The sequence below is a fragment of the Paraburkholderia sediminicola genome (assembly GCF_902859805.1).
Lineage (GTDB): Bacteria > Pseudomonadota > Gammaproteobacteria > Burkholderiales > Burkholderiaceae > Paraburkholderia > Paraburkholderia sediminicola.
In genome coordinates, this window is record NZ_CADIKC010000003.1 from 151936 (window position 1) to 172689 (window position 20754).

The window sequence follows — 20754 nt, forward strand, 5'->3', positions numbered from 1 at the left end:
CCACTACTTCATTCAATGTTTCACTGCCGTCTGCTGAGCATCGGCCCGCGCGCACGCGGCTGTCTTTACGCGCTCCCGCTTAAGCGTCACCGCTTTGTCTGACACGGTTTCAGCTTCGGCCGCAGCTTCCGCTGCGTCCCGTCCTGCCTCCGCAGCATCTGAAAGAAGCTTCGTCGCAAGCTTGGCCGTGATGCGACTGTGAGGGACCCCTTTCGCATCGAGCGCAATGACCTGATAAAGCTCGCGGTCGCATTCAACTTCCTGCTGGTATTGCTCGACGGTATGGAGCAGGTGTTCCAGCAGGTTGCGCTCTCTGCGTCTTTCATCGACCGTCGTTGCCGGGCATCGCGTGATGCTTGCCGCGAGATCAATCAGCGTTCGAAGTTGTTGGATTTGCCGATCGCACGCGCCAAAAGCCGATAGCGCAAGTTTTTCGTACTGGCGCGCATCAACGGGCTTGCGTGATGCCGTTTGAGTCTTTTTCGTAGTTTTGGTCATGGTGCGATTTCCGATGTGTTCCTGAAACGCCCGACACTCTCTAACAGATGGGTGAGCGGGCACGTAGCGAGTTTGAGAGACCGGCGGTAGTTCAATCCGGCGGGTCTTTCGACCCCCTCACTACGACCCGCCCATTGAATAGACGTGCTGAAGCAAGTGCACGACCTACGAATGTAGGTTATGCGAACTACCGTTCAGGCTCTCACACCCGGCCGTCTTTCCAACGGCAAGTAGCAATCTAACCCAACCGTTTTTTAAGAAGATCAACCACACAGGCTAAACGCGCAAGTTGTGACCAATCTTTACATTTTCACCTGTGCGTTGTCGGGCCTCCTCGCGCTGAGTGAACGAGGACAACGCATCGCGCATTGGCAACGATGTGACGACGCCTAAAGCATCGTCCTCACATGCCAAAGCTCAGGAAACAAAACCACATCCAGCATCTTCCGCAGATAGGGCGCACCGCTCGTACCGCCCGTACCTTGCTTGAACCCGATAATCCGCTCAACCGTCGTTACATGCCTGAACCGCCACTGTCGAAACGCATCCTCGAGGTCGACAAGCTCTTCCGCCATCTCATACAACTCCCAATGCTGCGAAGGATTCCGATAAACCTCCAACCACGCAGCCTCAACGGAAGCATCGTGCACAGTCGGCTGCGTCCAATCCCGCTCCAGCCTGGAAGGTGAAATCGCAAACCCACGCCGCGCCAGCAGTCGAACAACTTCATCGTAAAACGAAGGCGCTTCCAGCGAAGCCGTCACCTCAGCCAGAACATCCGCCCGATGCGCATGCGGTTTCAGCATCTGCTCATTCTTATTGCCGAGCAAAAACTCGATCTGCCGATACTGATAAGACTGAAACCCGGAAGAGCTACCCAGATAAGGCCGCATAGCCGTGTACTCGGACGGCGTCATCGTCGCGAGAACGCTCCATGCCTGCACGAGCTGTTCCATGATCCGCGACACACGAGCGAGCATCTTGAACGCGGGCGGCAACTCATCGCGATGCACTGCCTTCAACGCCGCGCGCAGTTCATACAACGCGAGCTTCATCCACAACTCACTCGTCTGGTGCTGAATGATGAACAGCATCTCGTTGTGATCTGGCGACATCGGATGCTGTGCATCCAGCACCGTCCCCAGCGAAAGATAGTCGCCGTAACTCATCGACTCCGAGAAATCGAGCTGCGCGTCGTGCCAGCCATCGCCGGAATCGGCGGCAGCAGTAGCCGTAGTCGAGGCCGAAGGCGCAACCCCACTGCCGTGCCCAAACGGACACCCTTGCGCCGGTTTCTCTTCCGGCAGTCCCGGCGTTTGCATATGATCGGTCATCGCGCGCTCCTTAGGTCACAGCGCCGCGAGCGGCAAATTCAGGTGCCCGCCAGGTCTCTTGCGTAAGCACCTCGCGCAACGTCTCCACCGCGTCCCATACATCAACAAAGCGCGTATACAGCGGCGTAAAACCAAACCGCAACACATGCGGCTCGCGATAGTCGCCGATCACGCCACGCGCGATCAAAGCCTGCATCACTTCATAACCATGCGGATGCTCGAAGCTCGCATGCGAGCCGCGCTGCGCATGCTCACGCGGCGTTACAAGCTTCAAAGGAAATTCGCCGCAACGCGCTTCGACCAGTTCGATAAACAGATCGGTCAGCGCGAGCGACTTCGCGCGGATCGTCTGCATATCCGTTTGCAGGAACACATCGAGACCGCATTCGACCAGCGACATCGACACCATCGGTTGCGTGCCGCACAGGAAGCGGCCGATGCCATCGTCGGGTTGATACGCCGGGTCCATCTTGAACGGCGCACGATGACCCCACCAACCGGACAGCGGCTGCGAGAAATCGTTTTGATGACGCTTTGGCACCCACACGAACGCCGGCGAACCCGGGCCGCCATTCAGATACTTGTACGTACAGCCCACCGCATAGTCCGCGCCGACGCCATTCAGATCGACCGGCACCGCGCCCGCCGAATGCGCGAGGTCCCACAACGCGAGCGCGCCTTTGTCGTGAATCAGCTTGGTCAGCGCGGCCATGTCGTGCATATAGCCGGTGCGGTAATTCACATGCGTGATCATCGCGATAGCGGTGTCGTCGCCGATGGCGGTCGGCAATTCGGACGGATCGTCAACGAGGCGCAACTCATAGCCGCGGTCGAGCTGTTCGATCAACCCTTGCGCGATGTACAGATCGGTCGGGAAATTCGAGCGCTCAGAAACGATCACGCGACGCTTCGGATCGCGCGCATTCGCCACCCGCACAGCAGCCGATAAAAGCTTGAACAGGTTGATCGAAATCGTATCGGTGACGACGACTTCGTTGTCAGCCGCGCCGATCAGCGGCGCGAGCTTGTTGCCAAGGCGGCGCGGCAATTCGAACCAGCCAGCGGTGTTCCAGCTACGGATGAGACCTTCGCCCCATTCGGCGCCGATCACGGTCTGCGCGCGTTGAGCGGCGGCGGCCGGCGGCACGCCCAGCGAGTTGCCGTCGAGATAGATGGTCGTCGGCGACAGCGCGAATTGGTCGCGCAGCGATGCGAGCGGGTCGGCGCTATCCAGCGCCAATGCTTCTTCACGAGTGTTCATGATGGTCCAGTCAGTCAGATCAGGGAATTCGGTGGGGGCGACGAGTGCGGAGATTCAGTTTGCTAAGCGTCGACGATCAGCGAGATTTGGGCAGCGCACGCAACACGGCGCGCACGGGACTCGCATCGAGCGTGGTCAGCTTCAGCGGCAGCGCGATCAGTTCGTAGTCGCCGGGCGCGACGGCATCCAGCACGATGCCTTCGAGAATCGCCATGCGATGCGAGCGAATCCGGTGGTGCGCGTCCATGGTCTTCGATTCCTGCGGATCGAGCGACGGCGTATCGATGCCGATCAGCTTCACACCTTTCGCTGCCAGCAGATCGATGGTTTCCGGCGCAACCGCGCAGAACGCGCTGTCCCAGACCGCAGTCGGCGCGTTTTTGTAAGTGCGTAGTAAGACTCGCGGCGGCAGGTCGTCGAGCGAGCCAGTCAGGTGTTGTGGCGTGACAACAGGCGAAGCGCCGATGCAATGAATTACGCGGCAGCGTCCAAGGTACGCATCGAGCGCAACCTGGCCGATCGCCGCGCCTTCGGCGTCGTAGTGAAGCGGGGCGTCCGTGTGGGCGCCGGTATGCGGCGACAACGTCAGCCGCGCGACGTTGACGGGCGAGCCCGCCTCCATGCGCCATACGCGTTCGATGCCGACCGGCGTATCGCCGGGCCAGACGGGCGTCGCGGTATCGACGGCGGGGGTGATGTCCCAGAGTGTGTCCATGTCTCCATCTGCGGATTGTGTCTATCCGGGAATGATAGGTGGCTTGGCGCGAAATGTGATTGCGAAAAAATCTCCTTCTGAGCTCTGTCTTGGAACATAATTTGAGTCAAATGGGAAAGGGAGACCGAATATGAACGCGATCTCGCTCGACGCCACCGATTGCCGTATCTTGACGGTGCTTCAGCAAGAAGGACGGATCAGCAATCTCGATTTGGCGGAGCGCATTTCGCTTTCGCCATCGGCCTGTCTACGACGCCTGCGCCTGCTGGAAGAGCAGGGCGTCATCGAACATTACCGTGCGTGTCTGAATCGCGAAGTGCTGGGTTTCGAACTGGAAGCGTTCGTGCAGGTGTCAATGCGCAACGACCAGGAGAACTGGCACGAGCGTTTTGCGGAGGCGGTGCGGGACTGGCCGGAAGTGGTCGGCGCGTTTGTCGTGACCGGCGAAACCCATTATCTGCTGCGGGTGCTCGCCCACAATCTCAAACACTATTCGGATTTCGTGCTGCAACGCCTCTATAAGGCGCCGGGCGTGATGGATATTCGTTCGAATATCGTGTTGCAGACGTTGAAAGAAGATTCGGGCGTGCCAGTGTCACTGGTGCCGAAAACGGCCGGACATAGCGCGCCGCACAGCTGAGCGCGAGTCGCTGCTCAGCTTGCGGCGGCCTGCGTGTGCCCGTTTTACCCGCTTGCTTGCGGACCGCTGTTAAAACACAGCGGCGCCGCGTTCAGAGCGGCTTGAGTCCGTGGAATTGACCGCTGTGGAAGACTAGCGGCGCAATCTCCGCGGCACTCTCGTGGATGCCGCAGCGCTCCACTTCGCCGACGAAAATCACGTGGTCGCCTTCTTCGTAGCGGCTGCGGTTATGGCATTCGAACCAGGCGAGCGCGCCGTCGAGCACCGGCATGCCGGTGTCGCCTTCTGCGTGCGAGACACCTTCGAACCGATCGCCCTTCACGGTGGCAAAGCGCTTGCACAAATCGAGCTGCGACGCAGCCAGTACGTTGACCACGTAGTGACTGTTCTCCCGGAACACCGACATCGACGCCGAGCGCGTGGCGAGGCTCCACAGCACCAGTGGCGGATTGAGCGAAACCGAATTGAACGAACTGGCCGTGATGCCGATCAATTGGCCGGACGCTGCACGCGTGGTGATGACGGTGACGCCGGTGGCGAATTGGCCGAGCGCCTGTTTAAAGGCGGGCTGGTCGAAATTGGGCGGGCTGGCGCGCTTCATCGGGCGGAAGCCTTCGGCGCAAACCGGGTGAACCCCGGAGTGAACCCATCGCGCGTGCGGCCGGAAACAAATGATTCAAAAGTCATAGTGAAAATCGTCGATTTGCCCCAATTTTAACTGCAATCGCGGTGGACTGGCCGCGACACCTGCCGGTTAATGGAAAAACCGCTAAGCTGGAAAGTCGTGGTGGTGGCATGAGCGTTGCGGTTAACTGGGACCGGCATCGGCCGACTATGAGTATCAAGGAGCAAGCAGCATGAGTCAGACAGGCGAAGTCGCCACCCTCGGTGGCGGATGTTTCTGGTGCCTCGAAGCGGTGTATCTGGGCGTCGAAGGCGTGAACTCGGTGGAGTCGGGCTATGCGGGCGGTCAGACCCAGCGGCCGACCTACGAGCAGGTCTGCGACGGCGTGACGGGCCACGCGGAAGTCGTGAACGTCGACTTCGATCCGGCCAAGATCAGCTATCGCGAGATTCTCGATATTTTCTTCGCGATCCACGATCCGACCCAATTGAACCGGCAGGGCAACGATGTCGGCACGCAGTACCGCTCTGTGATTTTTACCCACTCCGAAGCGCAGCGTGAAACGGCGCTGCAGGCGATCCGCGAGATCGGCGAACAGGGTATCTACGACGGCCAGATCGTCACCCAGGTGCTACCGCTCGACGGCAACTACTGGCCCGCCGAGGCGTATCACCAGAACTACTTCGCGCAGCATCCGAATCAGGGGTACTGCTCGTTCGTGGTGGCGCCGAAGGTCGCGAAGTTTCGTCAGAAGTTCGCGCATCGGATCAAGGCGAGCTGAGGCGGCGCAGTGATGGAGAGTTGATGGCGGGACGGGCGGCGGTTCAGGTTTCGACATGGGCCGCCGCCGCTTGAATGGCAGCTCAACACAAGCCACGTGAGCTCAGAAGGCTCGTCACGCGTGGGCGTTGCGCCGCGGTTCAGCCTTCCTCGTCGCCTTCTTGCTGCCCATTCTCGTTCGGCTCCGACTCCGGGCGCGTTTGCGCCTGGTCATTCTCGTGCTCGTGCTCATGAGCAATCCGTGCATACGCCTCAATAATCTCCCGCGCCAGTTCCACGCAACTCAACGGCGCCGACCCCTCCGCCTTATTGTTGATCGCGATCACCACCGGCTGGCCGGCCAGCGCATAGCGCGCGGCCAGCTCGGCGAGCGCGGCGCGGGTCGACGGGTCCTGATCGACCAGCTGATTGAACGGTTCGTACTTGGCCTTCGCCTGTTCGTATTTGAAACCGCCGTGCAAACTCCAGCGCACGATCAGCGGGCCGGCGGGCTCGCCGTCCAGTAGCGCGAGCGCCGCCGCCTGGCGCAGCGGATCCGGCATCCGCGCATGAATCCCCACGCAGTACCGTACGCCCGCCGCCTTTAGCGTGCGGATAAAGCGCGGCGTGAGCAAACTCCCGTCGCGGATTTCGATCGCGTAGCACGTGCCTTCGGGCAGCTTCGGCAACTCCGTCAGGAATTCGGCGAGTCGCTCGATGAACACCGCCGGTTGCGCGAGCATCTGATCGGGCAGCGGTGAGAGCTGAAACACCAGCGCGCCGGCTTTCGTGCCGAGGCCTTCGAGACATGGCGTGACGAATTCGTCGATTGCCATTTGCGCGTTCAGGAAGCACGGGTTTAACGAAACCGGCTCGCCGCGTTCGGCGCGTACGGTGGCGTCGGTGATTGTCATCGGCGCTTTGACGATGAAGCGGAAGTGCTCCGGCACCTGCTGCGCGTAGCGCAGGTATTCGGTGACGGTGAGCGCCTGATAAAACGACCGGTCGATGCTGACGGTCTTTAGCAGCGGATGCGCGCCGTAGGCCGTCAGACCTTCGCGCGAGAGTTTGCTGTTGCTGTACTCGTCGCCGTAGACAATGCCGTTCCAGCCCGGGAACGACCACGTCGACGTACCGAGATGGATCTGCGCCGGTAGTTCGGCGGCGAGCGCCAGGAGTTCGGCAGAGGGTGGAGCGGCGAGCACGTCGCGGGTACGACGTTTCTTCGGCGTATCCGGTGCAGACGGCACTGAACTGGAGTCGGAGTCGGCAATGGGCGCCGGTGGGGCGTCATCTTCCTGCCAGAGGGTGGTGGCGCTCTTCTTCGCGCGCGGCTGGCGCCGCCGCTCGAGCTGGGCCGTTTCGTCGGTGGCCGTTGCCGGGGTGGCAACCGTAAGCGCCGCCGAAGCCGGCGCCTGCTCGACCGGCATCCCGAACAGATCGAACTGCGGTGCATCGGCCTGTGTGTCCTGCTCGCCGCTCACCGGCTGTTCAACTTCACTTGTCCCGCTCTGGTCCATCGATGTTCGACCTGCTGTTTAAGGTTTGCGCCGCGTCGGGCCGCCTACGCAATACACGCAGACCCGGCACGCAGCCACGGCACGTTGCCGTGGCGCAACCGTATCACAGTGATTTGTCGTACATATAGTGACGCGACCACGGCAAGGTTTTCGCGCTGCGGCCGGCTTTACGGCACACCACCTGGTAGATCGAGACGTCGTCGGTTTCGAACGCGTACGCACAGCCGGCGAGGTACACGCGCCAGATGCGGAATTTTTCGTCGTCGACCAGCGTGCGGGCTTCGTCCGCATGTGCCTCGAAGTTTTCCGCCCAGATGTCCAGCGTGTGCGCATAGTGACGGCGCAGGCTTTCGACGTCAACCGCTTCGAGCCCGCCGCGCTGCATCGCTTCGAGCGCAAGGCCGATATGCGGCAGCTCGCCGTCCGGAAACACGTAACGGTCGATGAATTCGCCGCCGCCCAGCGCGGTTTCGCCGCTGTCCGAATCGCTCGACGTGATGCCGTGATTCATGGCGACGCCGTCGTCGACGAGCAGATCGTGGATCTTCTGGAAGTAGCCCGGCAGATTCTTGCGGCCGACGTGCTCGAACATGCCGACGCTGGTGATGCGGTCGAACTGCCCTTCGACGTCGCGGTAATCCTGCAGACGAATCTCGATCTGGTTTTCCAGGCCCGCGGCTTTCACGCGTGCGGTAGCAAGATCAAACTGGTTCTGCGACAGCGTCACACCCACGCACTTCGCGCCGAACTTCTGCGCCGCGCGCAGCACGAGTGCGCCCCAGCCGCAGCCGATATCGAGCAGGCGTTGCCCCGGTTGCAACTGGATTTTGGTCAGGATGTGGTCGATCTTCTTGATCTGCGCGGTGGCGAGATCTTCGTCGCCATTCTCGAAGTACGCACACGAGTACACCATGTTCTCGTCGAGCCACAGCTTGTAGAACTCGTTCGAGACGTCGTAGTGATACTGAATGGCCTTCTTGTCCGACGACTTCGAGTGCTGGAAGTAGCGCCGCACGCGCGCCAGCTTGCTCGCGCTGGTGACGGTATTGCGCGCGAGCTGATAGCTGATATTGATGATGTCCGACAGCTTGCCTTCGATGTCGATCTTGCCCTTCACATACGCCTCGCCGAGATTGTCGAGGCTCGGTTCGAGCAGATAGGGCAGCGCTGTGGCGCTTTTGACATGTAGCGTGACCTGAGGCGCGGCGAACTGCCCGAAGTCATGTTGCTGACCGTCCCACAGCACAAGGCGTGCTGGCAGGTTAGCCTTGGTTTTTACATCTTCCACCCACTGCGCCAGCTTTTTCTCCCAGAACATGTGATTTCTCCGTGTCCGTTGAACTAAAGCAAAGCCTGTGTGGATCGCAGCTCACTGCGGTGCAACTCCCATACCGCTGGGCGCAATCCAGCCGTCGCGCGCTGCTGCGTTGGCAACGCGCGTACGTGTTGTATTTCGATTCAAGGCGATAGGCGGGAGATTTGCCAGTCGCTACTTTCGCTTGAACGCGTGAAGAGCAAACGGTCGTGTAGGCGCGACGGTCGGCCCTGCCAGAATTCGATTGCTTCGGGTACCAAACGATAGCCGCCCCAGTGCGGTGGGCGCGGCGGCTGGTCGCCGTATTGCAGGCTGATTTCGCGTTCACGTGTTTCGAGCTGCGAACGGCTTTCAATTACCTGACTTTGATTGGATGCCCATGCGCCGATGCGTGAACCGAGCGGACGCGACGCGAAATACGTATCGCTTTCTTCCGGGCTGGTTTTGACGATGCGGCCTTCAATGCGCACCTGGCGTTCGAGTTCGATCCAGTAGAACAGCAGGCTCGCGTAGGGATTGGCGGCCAGTTCGCGGCCCTTGCGGCTTTCGTAATTGGTGAAGAACACAAAGCCGCGTTCGTCGACACCTTTGATCAGCACGATGCGCGCCGACGGCCGGCCACGCGAGTCGACGGTGGCCAGCGTCATCGTATTCGGTTCGGGCAGTTGGGCGTCTACCGCTTGCTGAAACCACGTGTCGAATTGACGAAACGGGTTGCGGTTGATATCGGCAACGTCTAAAGAACCCAGCGAATAGTTTTTTCGAAGTTCGGCGAGTGAGGTCATGTTCTTATGCGAACGCTTCAGTCTACCCAGTATAGCCAGGGCTTGAATTTTTTGCGCGCGACCAGGTCAAGCCCCGCCGGGCTGTGTGGACATCCGCGCCACATTGTTTCGCGGCCGTTTGTGCCGGACAGGGTGCGGCCATGTGGATCGTCGCGATCAGGCAAAATACGGGCTGCGAACGCTTGAGCGTACCTGAGCGTTTTTTGCCACTTTATGTTTTGCCTGCTTTGAACGAGCCTTCCACCATGTCCAGCCCCACCGCGCAGCCCGATCTTACTACCAGCCTCGACGGGAGTGAAACCGCCGATCACGCGCGGCGCTTCGGCGGCATTGCCCGCCTGTACGGCGCGCCGGCGCTCGCTGCGTTCGAAGGGGCCCATGTTGCTGTGATCGGCATTGGCGGGGTCGGCTCATGGGTGGCCGAAGCGTTGGCGCGCAGCGCGGTCGGCACGCTGACCTTGATCGATCTCGACAATGTTGCCGAGAGCAACACTAACCGCCAGATCCATGCGTTGGACGGCAACTACGGAAAACCGAAGGTCGAGGCGATGGCCGAACGCATCGCGGCAATCAATCCGTTCTGCGACGTGCGGCTGATTGAAGACTTCGTCGAGCCGGACAATTTTGCGGCGACGCTCGGCGGTGGTTTCGATTACGTGATCGATGCGATCGACAGCGTGCGCACCAAAACCGCGTTGATCGCGTGGTGCGTCGAGAAGAAGCAGCCGTTGATTACGGTGGGCGGGGCGGGTGGCCAACTGGACCCGACGCGGATTCGGATCGACGATCTCGCGTTGACCATCCAGGACCCGCTGCTGTCGAAAGTGCGCGGGCAGTTGCGCAAACTACATGGCTTTCCGCGTGGTCCCAAGGCGAAGTTCAAGGTGAGCGCGGTTTATTCCGACGAGCCGCTGATCTATCCGGAAGCCGCTGTTTGCGATATCGACGAGGAAGCGGAGCACGTCACGACGTCGCCGGGACATACGGGACCGGTGGGTTTGAACTGTGCGGGGTTTGGTTCGAGCGTGTGCGTGACGGCGAGCTTCGGTTTTGCTGCGGCCGCGCATGTGTTGCGGACGTTGGCGGAGCAGGCGCGGCTCGTTCGCCGCGCCTGAAACACAGCCAGTTAATACAGCAACGCGCTCAGCTTGCGCCGCCATTGCGACACCAGCTCCGGCTGATGCGCGGCGAGATCGAACACCGACAGCATCGTCTTGCGGCCGATGTCGTCGCGGAACGTACGGTCGCGCTGCACGATGGCTAGCAGATGCTCGAGCGCGCCTTCGTATTTACGGCGTGCGATGAACGCGCTAGCCAGGTCAAAGCGTGCTTCGAGATCGTCCGGGTTCGCTGCAACTTTGGCTTCGAGTGCATCCGTAGGCGGCAGGTCAGCCGCCGCGTCCACCGCATCGAGCCGTGTTTTGATCGCGTTGAAGCGGGCGTCGATCCCTTGCGTGGTTTTCGGCGACAGCAGGTCGACTTCATTGCGCGCTTCGTCGATGCGGTTATCTTCGAGCAGCATTTCGATGCGATCCATGCGCGCTTCGTCGAAGCCAGGGTCGTAGGCAAGGGCCGCTTGCAACGCGTCATACGCATCCTCACGACGGCCTTCGGCCAACGCGGCTTGCGCTTCAAGACGTGCCGCGTCCGCGCCTTGCGGCACGAGGCGCTCGATAAACTCGCGCAACTGGCCTTCCGGCAGCACGCCCACGAATTGATCGACCGGCTGGCCGTCGGCAAACGCCATGACGTGCGGAATACTGCGCACCTGGAAGTGCGCGGCCAGTTCCTGATTCTCGTCGACGTTCACCTTCACCAGCTTCCATTTGCCGGCGGCTTCGGCTTCGAGCTTTTCGAGCATCGGGCCGAGCGTCTTGCAGGGGCCGCACCATGGCGCCCAGAAATCGACCAGCACGGGGGCCAGTGTCGACGCCGTGATGACGTCCTGTTCGAATGTGGCCAGAGTGGTGTCCATTGCGTCCTCGTCGATAAAAACGGTTTGTCGGCTAGATGGGGCCGTATGCCGCGAATTCAATGGTTCAACGCGGCGGATGCAAGCCACCGCGGCTGCGCATGCTCGCATAGACGGTGGGCTTGCCGGTGGCGACCGCATGGGCGCCGCCTCGCTCACTCATTTTCTGGCCGGCAGCGGAATCCATTCGGTTTCGCCCGGCACCTTGCCCATCTCCTGATTAGTCCACGCCAGCTTCGCGGCTTCGATCTTCTCGCGCGAACTGGCGACGAAGTTCCATTCGATAAAGCGCTCGCCATCCAGCTTCTCGCCGCCTAGCAGCATTACGCGCGCGCCGTGGGTGCTGGCCAGCGTGACGGTTTCGTCGAGTGCGAGCACGGCCATCTGGCCCACTTCGAGCGGCGTGCCGTCGATTTCCAGATCGCCGTCCACCAGATAGACGCCGCGTTCCTCGTGTTCCGGTTCGAGCGCGAAGGCGCCGCCCGGGGCGAACTCCGCGGCCACATAGAGCGTGCCGGAAAAGGTCGCGACCGGCGAGGTTTCGCCGAAGGCTGTGCCTGCGATCACGCGCAGTGTGACGCCGTTGCGCTCGACCACCGGCAGGGTATCGGCCGCGTGATGCGCGAAGGACGGTTCGGTGTCTTCGTCGTCGAGCGGCAGCGCGACCCAGGTCTGGATGCCGTGCATGGCGAGGCCGCTCGCGCGGTCTTCGTCTGGCGTGCGCTCGGAATGGACGATGCCGCGTCCCGCCGTCATCCAGTTGACGTCGCCCGGGACGATCTTCTGCTCGGAGCCGAGGCTGTCGCGATGCATGATCGAGCCTTCGAACAGATAAGTGACCGTGGCGAGGCCGATATGCGGGTGCGGACGCACGTCGAGCCCGACGCCGGGTTCGAGCGTGGCGGGGCCCATGTGGTCGAAAAAGATGAACGGGCCGATCAGGCGCGCCGCCATGGCAGGCAGCACACGCCGTACGGTGAGGCTGCCGACGTCGCGCAGATGTGGTTTGAGAACTGCTTTGATCGAGGAAGACATGGGCAGGCTCGGCTGGAAGAGTGAGTGGGATTTTGCTTAATGGATGATTCTACTGCGGAGGGCGGAATGGCGACGGTTTGCGCTGCTCTAGCGCTCCGGGATTCCGTAATGCGCGCCATCCCCTGACGCTGCTGGCTCCGCTAAACTGCCGGATCCAACAACGAAATGGAGACCGGGATGTCGCCCAGGGATTTACTGCTCGCGCTGGTCGTCGTGATTGCGTGGGGCGTCAATTTCGTCGTGATCAAGGTGGGTCTGCATGGCGTGCCGCCGATGCTGCTCGGCGCGTTGCGTTTCGCGCTCGCCGCCGTGCCGGCGGTGTTTTTCGTCAAGCGGCCGCAGATGCCGTGGCGCTGGCTGCTCGCTTACGGTGCGACAATTTCATTCGGGCAATTCGCTTTCCTGTTCTCTGCGATGTACGTCGGCATGCCCGCAGGACTCGCGTCGCTCGTCTTGCAGGCGCAGGCATTCTTCACGCTGATCTTCGCGGCGCTGTTTCTGCATGAGCGCTTTCGCGTGCCAAACATCGTCGGCTTGCTGATCGCGGCGGGCGGCCTCGCAGTCATCGGCATGCGAGGCGGCCATGCGATGACGTTCGCGGGCTTCGTCCTCACGCTGTGCGCGGCGTGTTCGTGGGCGCTCGGCAACATCGTCACGAAGAAGGTCGGGAACGTCGATCTGGTCGGGCTGGTGGTGTGGGGCAGCCTGATTCCGCCGTTGCCGTTTTTTGCGTTGTCGTACGCGTTTGAGGGGCCGCAGCGGATCGTCGCGGCGCTGTCGGGGATCAGTGCGATGTCGATTTTCGCCATCGTGTATCTCGCGTTTATCGCGACGCTGATCGGCTACGGGCTGTGGAGCCGGCTTCTGTCGCGCTATCCGGCGAGCCAGGTGGCGCCGTTCTCGCTGCTGGTACCGATTGTCGGATTGGCGTCGGCGTCGTTGTTTCTCGACGAGCAGTTGTCCGTGGCGCAGATCGTGGGCGCCTTGCTGGTGATGGCGGGGTTGGCGGTGAATGTGTTCGGCGGTTGGGTCGTACAGCGATTTTCACCGGCGCGTTGATGGCCTCTTAAGCGTGAAGCAGAAAAAACGGCCGCATCGAGCGGCCGTTTTTTTATCACCTGCATGGCGCGGTGTCACGCAGGCTAATGTCAGGTCATGCGGTTCTTCGCCAACGGCGGATTCGCCGCGAAATAGCGCTTGATGCCGGTCATGATCGCATCGGCCATTTTCTCCCGATACGCGTCGTCGTTCAGTTGCCGCTCTTCATCCGGGTTGCTGATGAAGGCAGTTTCCACGAGGATCGACGGAATGTCCGGCGCCTTCAGCACAGCAAACCCAGCCTGCTCGACCGAGCCCTTGTGCAATTTGTTGATGCCGCCGATTTCCTTCAGCACGAAATTGCCGTAGCGCATCGAATCGCGGATCTGCGCGGTGGTCGACATATCGAACAGCGCGCGGTTGACGGTCGCGTCGGCGGACTTGATGTTGATCCCGCCGATCTGATCCGACGAGTTCTCCTTGTTCGCCATCCAGCGCGCCGCGGCGCTCGATGCGCCATGCTCCGACAAAGCGAACACCGACGAGCCCTTCGCGTCGGGCGTGGTGAACGCGTCCGCGTGGATCGACACGAAGAGGTCCGCGCCGACGCGTCGCGCCTTTTGCACGCGAACGTTCAGCGGCACGAAGAAATCGGCGTCGCGCGTCATCATGGCGCGCATATTCGGCTGTGCGTCGATCTTCGCGCGCAGTTTCTTCGCGATGTCGAGTGCGACGTGTTTCTCGTAGGTGCCCGAGCCGCCGATTGCGCCCGGGTCTTCGCCGCCGTGACCCGGATCGACCGCGACGGTGAGCAGACGCACCGTGTTGCTCTTGCCGGTTTTCGGATTAGTGAAGGCGTAGTTATCGTCGCCGTCGTTGTCGTCGCCACCGAGGTTGCTGCCGCCCGTGCCTCCCTTGTTGCGAGCGATTGCTGTGGGCGGTGCGACGGGCGCCGTCGGGGTGGAAGGCTTGCCGAGGATGGGCGGAGCCGGTGTCGGCACAACGTGCACCGGCGGGCGCGGTGCGCTCGGCGCCGTCCCGCCGCTGCCGTTCTGCGCGTAACGCTCGAAGAAGGCTTCGCTGTTGTCGGCGGTGGGCGGCGTAGTGCCGGGGCCGCTCAGCGTGGCGGGCGGCGCGTTGTTTTCGTCCAGCGTTTGCTGCTTGCGCTCGGTCTGCGCGAGCAGATCCATCAGCGGGTCGGGCGCGACAGCGGGGTACAGGTCGAACACCAGCCGGTACTTGTACGCGCCGACCGGCGGCAGCGTGAACACCTGCGGCTTCACCGAGCCCTTCAGATCGAACACCATACGCACGACGTGCGGCTGATATTGCCCGACACGCACCGACTGGATCTGCGGATCGTTCGGCGTGATCTTCGATACCAGATCCTTCAGCGCCTGATCCAGATCGAGGCCGCTCAGATCGACCACCAGCCGGTCAGGACCCTGCAGCAACTGCTGCGCGTTCTGCAACGGCTGGTCCGATTCGATCGTCACGCGCGTGTAATCGCGCGCCGGCCAGACCCGCACACCCAGCACCGAGCTTGCCCACGCGAGGCGTGGAGCGACAAGGCCGAGCACCAGCGTGGACGCACCCGCGCGCAGAATCTGCCGGCGCCGCCAGTTATGTGTTGCGGTAGCCGCCGATTCGATCGAGCGGAACGGTTTGATCAACATCTTTCGAGACATGCCTTTCCTGATTCGCTGTATGCCCGTGCAACGAGTACCCGGCCGTCGCCCTCGTGGTCCAGGTCGAGCGCGAAGACGAGATCCGGCACGCCAAGGAGACGCCCGGCACGCTGCGGCCATTCGACGAGGCAGATCGCGCCGCTGTCGAAGTACTCGCGAAAGCCCGCGTCGGCCCATTCGGCCGGGTCGGTGAATCTGTACAGATCGAAGTGATAGAGCGCGAGTTCCCCAGCGGGCCGCTCGAGCACGTAGGGTTCGACGAGTGTGTAGGTGGGACTGCGCACGCGGCCGGTGTGGCCGAGGCCGCGCAAGGTCGCGCGCACAAGTGTGGTTTTGCCGGCGCCGAGGTCGCCGACGAGTTGGACTTGCAGTCCGTGGAATGCCTGATGACCCGTGGCGCCTGGCGTGTGTTGTTGTGCTGCTTGCTGCGCCTCTTGCCGTGGGTTTTGCTGCACCTCGCGCACGCTTTCGATCGCCTGCGCGAAGCGCTCGCCGAATGCGTTGGTGGCGGCCTCATCCGCGAGCGCGAAGGAGCGTTCGAGCAGGACATCGGCGGGCGGTTGGATCGCGAGATCGGGATTGACGGGCATTCTCGTAAAATGGCGTGATGAACCGAAGTCCGGAGTCCCCTGTTTCCTGCACGCCTGCGTCAAACGACGATGTGCGTGCCGAGCGTCATTTCGATGAAGCGGCGCTGAATGCGCTCGCGCTCAACATCAAAACGTGGGGCCGTGAACTGGGTTTCGGGGCGATCGGCATCAGCGACACCGACCTCTCCGCTGCCGAAGCGCCGCTTGCAGCATGGCTGGAAGCGGGGTGCCACGGCGAGATGGATTATATGGCGAAACACGGCATGAAACGCGCGCGCCCCGCCGAGCTTGTGGCCGGCACGCGACGTGTGATTACCGCGCGCATCGCCTATTTACCCGCAGAGACATTGAGCGGAAAGGCGCCCGAAAGCGCTTTGCACGAAGCACCGTCAGCGCCGTCAGACTGGCGCGCAGCCGAGCATGCGCGGCTCGCGGACCCGTCGGCTGCGGTGGTGTCGATCTATGCTCGGGGCCGCGATTATCACAAGGTAATGCGTAACCGTTTGCAACATCTGGCCGAGAAAATCGAGGCGGAGATCGGCGCGTTCGGCTACCGCGTATTTACCGATTCGGCGCCCGTGCTCGAAGTAGAACTTGCCCAGAAGGCCGGAATCGGCTGGCGCGGCAAACACACGCTACTGCTGCAGCGCGATGCCGGCTCGCTGTTTTTCCTCGGTGAGATCTACGTCGACGTGCCCTTGCCGACTGATGCCGAGACTTTGCCCGACAATGCGCCCGAAACGCCGGGTTCGCATTGCGGCAGTTGCACGCGCTGCATCGACGCATGTCCGACAGGTGCGATCGTGGCGCCTTATAAGGTCGATGCACGCCTCTGTATTTCGTATCTGACGATCGAACTGAAGGGCAATATTCCCCTGGAAATGCGGCCGCTGATCGGTAATCGTGTGTATGGCTGCGACGATTGCCAGCTCGTGTGTCCCTGGAACAAGTTTGCGCAAGCCGCGCCGGTCGCCGATTTCGATGTGCGGCATGGACTCGATCGCGCGACGCTGGTCGAACTATTTGCGTGGTCCGCCGACGAGTTCGATACGCGCATGCAGGGCAGTGCGATTCGTCGCATCGGCTATGAGAGTTGGCTGCGCAATCTGGCGGTGGGGATGGGTAATGCGCTGCGGGCTTCGCCGGAGAGTTTGAGTGGGGACGCGCGCGAGGCGATTGTCGATGCGCTGAAGTTGCGCGTTGAGGACCCTTCTGCCGTGGTGCGCGAGCATGTGGAATGGGCGTTGGAAGCGGCGTAAAGTAGCGGCCATTCGGCGGCGGTTTTTCTGCGCGCAGCCGCCTGCACCCCAAGCAGGTACGCTACCTTGATGGTTAAAAGGCGCCGGTCGTGTCAAGAGGCAAGCAACCATGTTCAATGCAGTGATTGATGCACCGTTCGGCAAGGTCGGCATCCGCCTCGAAGGCGATGCTGTGCGTGAGATCGTCTATCTGCCGGAGTCCGTGCAGAGCGTGACGCCGGACACGCCGCTGGCAAAGCAGGCCGTCGAGCAGATCGAGCGATATTTCGAGCGGGCGTCCGCGAAGTTCGAATTGCCGCTGGCAGCGGTGGGCACCCCGTTTCAACGGCGCGTGTGGCAAGCAATCAGCGACATCCCGCCGGGCGTCGTGCTGACCTATGGTCAACTGGCGCGGCAGCTAGGTAGCGTCCCGCGCGCGGTCGGCCAGGCCTGCGGGTCCAATTACTTTCCGATCGTGATTCCGTGTCATCGGGTGGTCAGTGCGAGCGGCATCGGCGGATTCGCGCATCACGCCGGAGACGGCTTCTTTCGCAACGTCAAGCGCTGGCTTCTGGCGCACGAAGGCATTCCGTACGCATGAGCGACACCGTGACCGAAGACGCGCCGAGCGCGTCACCTCTTTTTCTATCCAGCTCGGCCTCGATCGACGCCTTCTGCGACGCGTTGTGGCTCGAGCACGGCTTGTCGCGCAACACGCTCGATGCATACCGGCGCGATCTACGCCTGTTCTGCGAATGGCTCGCGCAAACCCGCAACACGTCGCTCGACACGGCCAGCGAGGCTGATCTCAACGCCTACAGCGCGGCCCGTCAGAAAGACAAATCCACCTCGGCGAACCGGCGGCTCTCGGTGTTTCGCCGCTATTACGGGTGGGCCGTGCGCGAGCATCGCGCAAAGGCCGATCCAACGGTGCGTATCCGATCGGCCAAGCAACCGCCGCGTTTTCCGTCGACGCTCACCGAGGCGCAAGTCGAAGCGCTGCTCGGTGCACCGGATATCGACACACCCTTGGGTCTGCGCGATCGCACCATGCTCGAATTGATGTACGCGAGCGGCTTGCGTGTCACCGAACTCGTCACGCTAAAGACGGTGGAAGTGGGTCTGAACGAAGGCGTAGTGCGCGTGATGGGCAAGGGTTCGAAAGAGCGCCTGATTCCCTTCGGCGAAGAGGCGCACGGCTGGATCGAACGCTATCTGCGCGAAGCGCGTCCGGCTTTGCTCGGTGCGCGCGCGACGGATGCGCTGTTCGTTACGAGCCGTGCGGAGGGTATGACCCGCCAGCAGTTCTGGAACATCATCAAGCGTCACGCGGCGGCCGCCGACGTGCACGCGCCGCTCTCGCCGCATACGTTGCGGCACGCGTTCGCGACGCACCTGCTGAACCATGGCGCCGATTTGCGCGTCGTGCAATTGCTGCTCGGTCACACGGATATCTCGACCACGCAAATCTATACGCACGTGGCCCGCGAACGGTTGAAGTCGCTGCATGCGCAGCATCATCCGCGCGGGTGATGCGCGTTAGACGAATTCGCGAAGCCGGTGCTTGAGAATCTTGCCCGTCGACGCGGCCGGCAGCGCGGCGAGCACTTTCACTTCGGCCGGGCGCTTGTACGGCGCGAGACGCTCGCCGCACCACGCGATCAGTTCAGCCGGTGTCACCTTCGCGCCCGCGATTAATTCAACGAAGGCGACCACTTCCTCGTTGCCCTCGACGGCGCGCCCGATTACCGCTGACTGCACCACCTGCGGGTGCGCGTTCAACACATGCTCGACTTCCGCCGGATACACGTTGAAGCCCGAGCGGATGATCAGCTCCTTGCTGCGCCCGACGATATGCAATGCACCGTCCGCGTCCTGCCGGGCGAGATCGCCGGTCTTGAGCCAGCCGTCTTCGGTAACGACGGCGCGGGTCTGCTCCGGGCTGCGGTAGTAACCCAGCATCACGTTCGGGCCACGTACCCACAGTTCTCCGACTTCCCCCGGTGCGGCATCCACGCCGTCGAGTCCTACAAACCGCACCTCGACGCCAGGAATGACCTCACCAACCGAACAATCGCTGCGCGGCGCATCAAGCATGGTCTGGGAGACGGTCGGGCTGCTCTCGGTCATGCCGTAGCCGTTGTGCAGGGGAAGGCCGTAGACGCTCTCGACGTGCGCCTTCAGCGCGGCGTCGAGCGGCGAGCCGCCCGAATAGACAAAGCGCAGATGCGGCGCGGACCACGCGTGGCCGTGCGTCTGCAAATGTTCAAGCAGTTTGGCGTGCATGGCCGGCACGCCCTGGAAGATCGACACCCGCTCATCGGCGAGCGCGCGCCGCACGGCTTCCGGTGCGAAACGCGGCGCAAGGCGCAAGGTCGCGCCGGCGTGCAGACTGCCGAGACAGACCGAGGCAAAGCCGTACACGTGCGAGATCGGCAGAACCGCGTACACGACATCGTCCGGAGCGACTTTGCGCAAACGGCTCGATACGGTTGCAATGAAGAGCAGATTGCGGTGGGACAGCATCACGCCTTTCGGCGCGCCCGTGGTTCCCGTGGTGTAGATCAGCGCGGCGCATTGCCGGTTATTCGCGGCTTCGACCGGTTCGGCTTTCGCGTTGGTGTCGATCGTGTACGACCAGGCGCCGATATCCGGCGTGATGGCAGGCGCTGTCGTGGCTTGGTGCCGCTGCGCATGCTGTTGGGCATCCACGGAGCTTTCGACCGCATACGCGACCACGCGAGGCTGCGCGTGCGCCTGGATCGCGTCGAGTTCGGCGGCGGACAGACGGGCATTTGACACTAACGCCCACGCGTCGAGTTTAGCGGTGGCGAACAGGAGCACGATCTGCACGATGCTGTTCTCGGCCACGATCATCACGCGATCGCCGCCACGCACGCCCCATTCGCGCAGCTGCGCGGCGGTGGCGTCGACGGCTTCCATCAGTTGCGCGCTGGTGAGGCGGCGCGCATCTTCGATCAAGGCGACGTGTTGCGGATCGCGCGCGGCAGCGAGTGCCGGAATGTCGGCAATACGCGCGGGCAGGCCGGCTAGCAGCGCGGGAATGTCGATTGTGGAACGGGTGGATGAATCGGGGCTCAATGCTGTCTCCAGGAGATGATTCGGTTCCAGACATACAGTGTGCCGGAAGATTTGCGAACGATCGTGCCACAATCGCCGATCCCGCACAATTGGCCGTTCGGCAAATAGCCGTTGCGCAAACTCGCCATTACAATGCGCCGATGAGCAAATCCAGACACGTCTCCGAAACGCCCGCGACGCAGTTTCTGCGCCGTCACGGCGTCACTTTCGGCGAACATCCTTACGATTACGTAGAGCACGGCGGCACCGAGGAGTCGGCGCGCCAGCTCGGCGTGGACGAACACCATGTTGTGAAGACACTGGTGATGGAAGACGAGCACGCCAAGCCGCTGATCGTGCTGATGCACGGCGACCGCACCGTCAGCACCAAGAATCTGGCGCGGCAGATCGGCGCGAAACGCGTCGAGCCATGCAAGCCCGAGGTGGCGAGCCGGCATTCCGGCTATCTGATCGGCGGCACGTCGCCGTTCGGTACGAAGAAGCAGATGCCGGTGTACGTCGAATCGAGCATCCTCGAGATGGACAAGATCTGGCTGAACGGCGGGCGGCGCGGTTTTCTGGTCAGCATCGAGCCGACGATTCTGACCGGCTTGCTGGCGGCGAAGCCGGTTCAGTGCGCGAGCGTCGATTGACGTTTGT

At 62.1% G+C, this 20754-nt stretch carries 21 protein-coding genes; 8 read left to right on the forward strand and 13 right to left on the reverse strand.

Going from position 1 to position 20754, the window contains the following annotated elements:
* Nucleotides 1-12 precede the first annotated feature (12 nt).
* From R8871_RS12955 to kynB, 4 genes are all read right to left on the reverse strand, one after another.
* Nucleotides 13-498, reverse strand: a complete 486-nt coding sequence (locus R8871_RS12955; protein ID WP_175050847.1) for a hypothetical protein — start codon at nucleotides 496-498, stop codon at nucleotides 13-15.
* Between the two features lie 389 nt (nucleotides 499-887).
* Entirely contained in the window at nucleotides 888-1832 is a 945-nt protein-coding gene (gene kynA, locus R8871_RS12960; protein ID WP_175050848.1) for a tryptophan 2,3-dioxygenase, read from the reverse strand.
* 10 nt (nucleotides 1833-1842) lie between these two features.
* The gene (gene kynU / locus R8871_RS12965) at nucleotides 1843-3093 is read right to left on the reverse strand and encodes a kynureninase (protein ID WP_175050849.1); all 1251 of its coding nucleotides are present in this window, start codon (nucleotides 3091-3093) and stop codon (nucleotides 1843-1845) included.
* Between the two features lie 76 nt (nucleotides 3094-3169).
* Nucleotides 3170-3808 (reverse strand): arylformamidase, encoded by a 639-nt coding sequence (kynB, locus tag R8871_RS12970; protein WP_175050850.1) that lies wholly within the window; start codon nucleotides 3806-3808, stop codon nucleotides 3170-3172.
* Between the two features lie 130 nt (nucleotides 3809-3938).
* Here kynB and R8871_RS12975 point away from each other — a divergent pair, with 130 nt between their 5' ends.
* Nucleotides 3939-4448, forward strand: a complete 510-nt coding sequence (locus tag R8871_RS12975; protein ID WP_175050851.1) for an Lrp/AsnC family transcriptional regulator — start codon at nucleotides 3939-3941, stop codon at nucleotides 4446-4448.
* 91 nt (nucleotides 4449-4539) lie between these two features.
* On the opposite strand, the gene R8871_RS12980 is transcribed toward R8871_RS12975, so the two are convergent.
* Nucleotides 4540-5049, reverse strand: a complete 510-nt coding sequence (locus R8871_RS12980) for a flavin reductase family protein (RefSeq protein ID WP_175050852.1) — start codon at nucleotides 5047-5049, stop codon at nucleotides 4540-4542.
* Nucleotides 5050-5305: 256 nt separating this feature from the next.
* Between R8871_RS12980 and msrA the strand changes: the two genes are divergently transcribed.
* The gene (msrA, locus tag R8871_RS12985) at nucleotides 5306-5854 is read left to right on the forward strand and encodes a peptide-methionine (S)-S-oxide reductase MsrA (protein ID WP_175050853.1); all 549 of its coding nucleotides are present in this window, start codon (nucleotides 5306-5308) and stop codon (nucleotides 5852-5854) included.
* 139 nt (nucleotides 5855-5993) lie between these two features.
* Here msrA and R8871_RS12990 read toward each other — a convergent pair whose 3' ends face one another.
* From R8871_RS12990 to pdxH, 3 genes are all read right to left on the reverse strand, one after another.
* Nucleotides 5994-7352, reverse strand: a complete 1359-nt coding sequence (locus tag R8871_RS12990) for a DUF72 domain-containing protein (protein WP_246287557.1) — start codon at nucleotides 7350-7352, stop codon at nucleotides 5994-5996.
* A 103-nt stretch (nucleotides 7353-7455) separates the two neighbouring features.
* Nucleotides 7456-8670, reverse strand: a complete 1215-nt coding sequence (locus tag R8871_RS12995; RefSeq protein WP_175050854.1) for an SAM-dependent methyltransferase — start codon at nucleotides 8668-8670, stop codon at nucleotides 7456-7458.
* Nucleotides 8671-8810: 140 nt separating this feature from the next.
* A complete protein-coding gene (gene pdxH / locus R8871_RS13000) occupies nucleotides 8811-9452 on the reverse strand; it encodes a pyridoxamine 5'-phosphate oxidase (RefSeq protein WP_175050855.1) in 642 nt (213 codons plus the stop codon).
* 245 nt (nucleotides 9453-9697) lie between these two features.
* Here pdxH and tcdA point away from each other — a divergent pair, with 245 nt between their 5' ends.
* Nucleotides 9698-10567 (forward strand): tRNA cyclic N6-threonylcarbamoyladenosine(37) synthase TcdA, encoded by an 870-nt coding sequence (gene tcdA / locus R8871_RS13005; protein WP_175050856.1) that lies wholly within the window; start codon nucleotides 9698-9700, stop codon nucleotides 10565-10567.
* 11 nt (nucleotides 10568-10578) lie between these two features.
* On the opposite strand, the gene trxA is transcribed toward tcdA, so the two are convergent.
* Both trxA and R8871_RS13015 read right to left on the reverse strand, forming a co-directional pair.
* Nucleotides 10579-11427, reverse strand: coding sequence for a thioredoxin (gene trxA, locus R8871_RS13010; protein ID WP_093635688.1), 849 nt, complete (start codon nucleotides 11425-11427; stop codon nucleotides 10579-10581).
* A 156-nt stretch (nucleotides 11428-11583) separates the two neighbouring features.
* Nucleotides 11584-12459: a pirin family protein gene (locus R8871_RS13015; protein ID WP_175050857.1), complete on the reverse strand. Its 876-nt coding sequence runs from the start codon at nucleotides 12457-12459 to the stop codon at nucleotides 11584-11586.
* A 177-nt stretch (nucleotides 12460-12636) separates the two neighbouring features.
* On the opposite strand from R8871_RS13015, the gene R8871_RS13020 reads away from it, so the two are divergent.
* Nucleotides 12637-13518 (forward strand): EamA family transporter, encoded by an 882-nt coding sequence (locus tag R8871_RS13020; RefSeq protein WP_175050858.1) that lies wholly within the window; start codon nucleotides 12637-12639, stop codon nucleotides 13516-13518.
* Between the two features lie 89 nt (nucleotides 13519-13607).
* On the opposite strand, the gene R8871_RS13025 is transcribed toward R8871_RS13020, so the two are convergent.
* Together R8871_RS13025 and tsaE are read right to left on the reverse strand one after the other, a co-directional pair.
* On the reverse strand, nucleotides 13608-15185 hold the full coding sequence (locus R8871_RS13025; RefSeq protein WP_175050859.1) for an N-acetylmuramoyl-L-alanine amidase: 1578 nt from the start codon (nucleotides 15183-15185) through the stop codon (nucleotides 13608-13610).
* Nucleotides 15167-15775, reverse strand: a complete 609-nt coding sequence (gene tsaE / locus R8871_RS13030; RefSeq protein ID WP_175050860.1) for a tRNA (adenosine(37)-N6)-threonylcarbamoyltransferase complex ATPase subunit type 1 TsaE — start codon at nucleotides 15773-15775, stop codon at nucleotides 15167-15169. The genes R8871_RS13025 and tsaE overlap by 19 nt, the downstream gene beginning before the upstream one ends.
* A 17-nt stretch (nucleotides 15776-15792) precedes the next feature.
* Here tsaE and queG point away from each other — a divergent pair, with 17 nt between their 5' ends.
* From queG to xerD, 3 genes are all read left to right on the forward strand, one after another.
* Nucleotides 15793-17034: a tRNA epoxyqueuosine(34) reductase QueG gene (queG, locus tag R8871_RS13035; RefSeq protein WP_175050861.1), complete on the forward strand. Its 1242-nt coding sequence runs from the start codon at nucleotides 15793-15795 to the stop codon at nucleotides 17032-17034.
* Nucleotides 17035-17143: 109 nt separating this feature from the next.
* Entirely contained in the window at nucleotides 17144-17614 is a 471-nt protein-coding gene (locus R8871_RS13040) for a methylated-DNA--[protein]-cysteine S-methyltransferase (RefSeq protein ID WP_175050862.1), read from the forward strand.
* On the forward strand, nucleotides 17611-18546 hold the full coding sequence (gene xerD / locus R8871_RS13045) for a site-specific tyrosine recombinase XerD (RefSeq protein ID WP_175050863.1): 936 nt from the start codon (nucleotides 17611-17613) through the stop codon (nucleotides 18544-18546). Before R8871_RS13040 ends, xerD begins: the two co-directional genes overlap by 4 nt.
* Nucleotides 18547-18552: 6 nt before the next feature.
* Here xerD and R8871_RS13050 read toward each other — a convergent pair whose 3' ends face one another.
* Nucleotides 18553-20115, reverse strand: coding sequence for a class I adenylate-forming enzyme family protein (locus R8871_RS13050; RefSeq protein WP_175050864.1), 1563 nt, complete (start codon nucleotides 20113-20115; stop codon nucleotides 18553-18555).
* A gap of 140 nt (nucleotides 20116-20255) precedes the next feature.
* Here R8871_RS13050 and ybaK point away from each other — a divergent pair, with 140 nt between their 5' ends.
* The gene (gene ybaK, locus R8871_RS13055) at nucleotides 20256-20747 is read left to right on the forward strand and encodes a Cys-tRNA(Pro) deacylase (protein ID WP_054034317.1); all 492 of its coding nucleotides are present in this window, start codon (nucleotides 20256-20258) and stop codon (nucleotides 20745-20747) included.
* The last annotated feature ends 7 nt before the right edge of the window (nucleotides 20748-20754 follow it).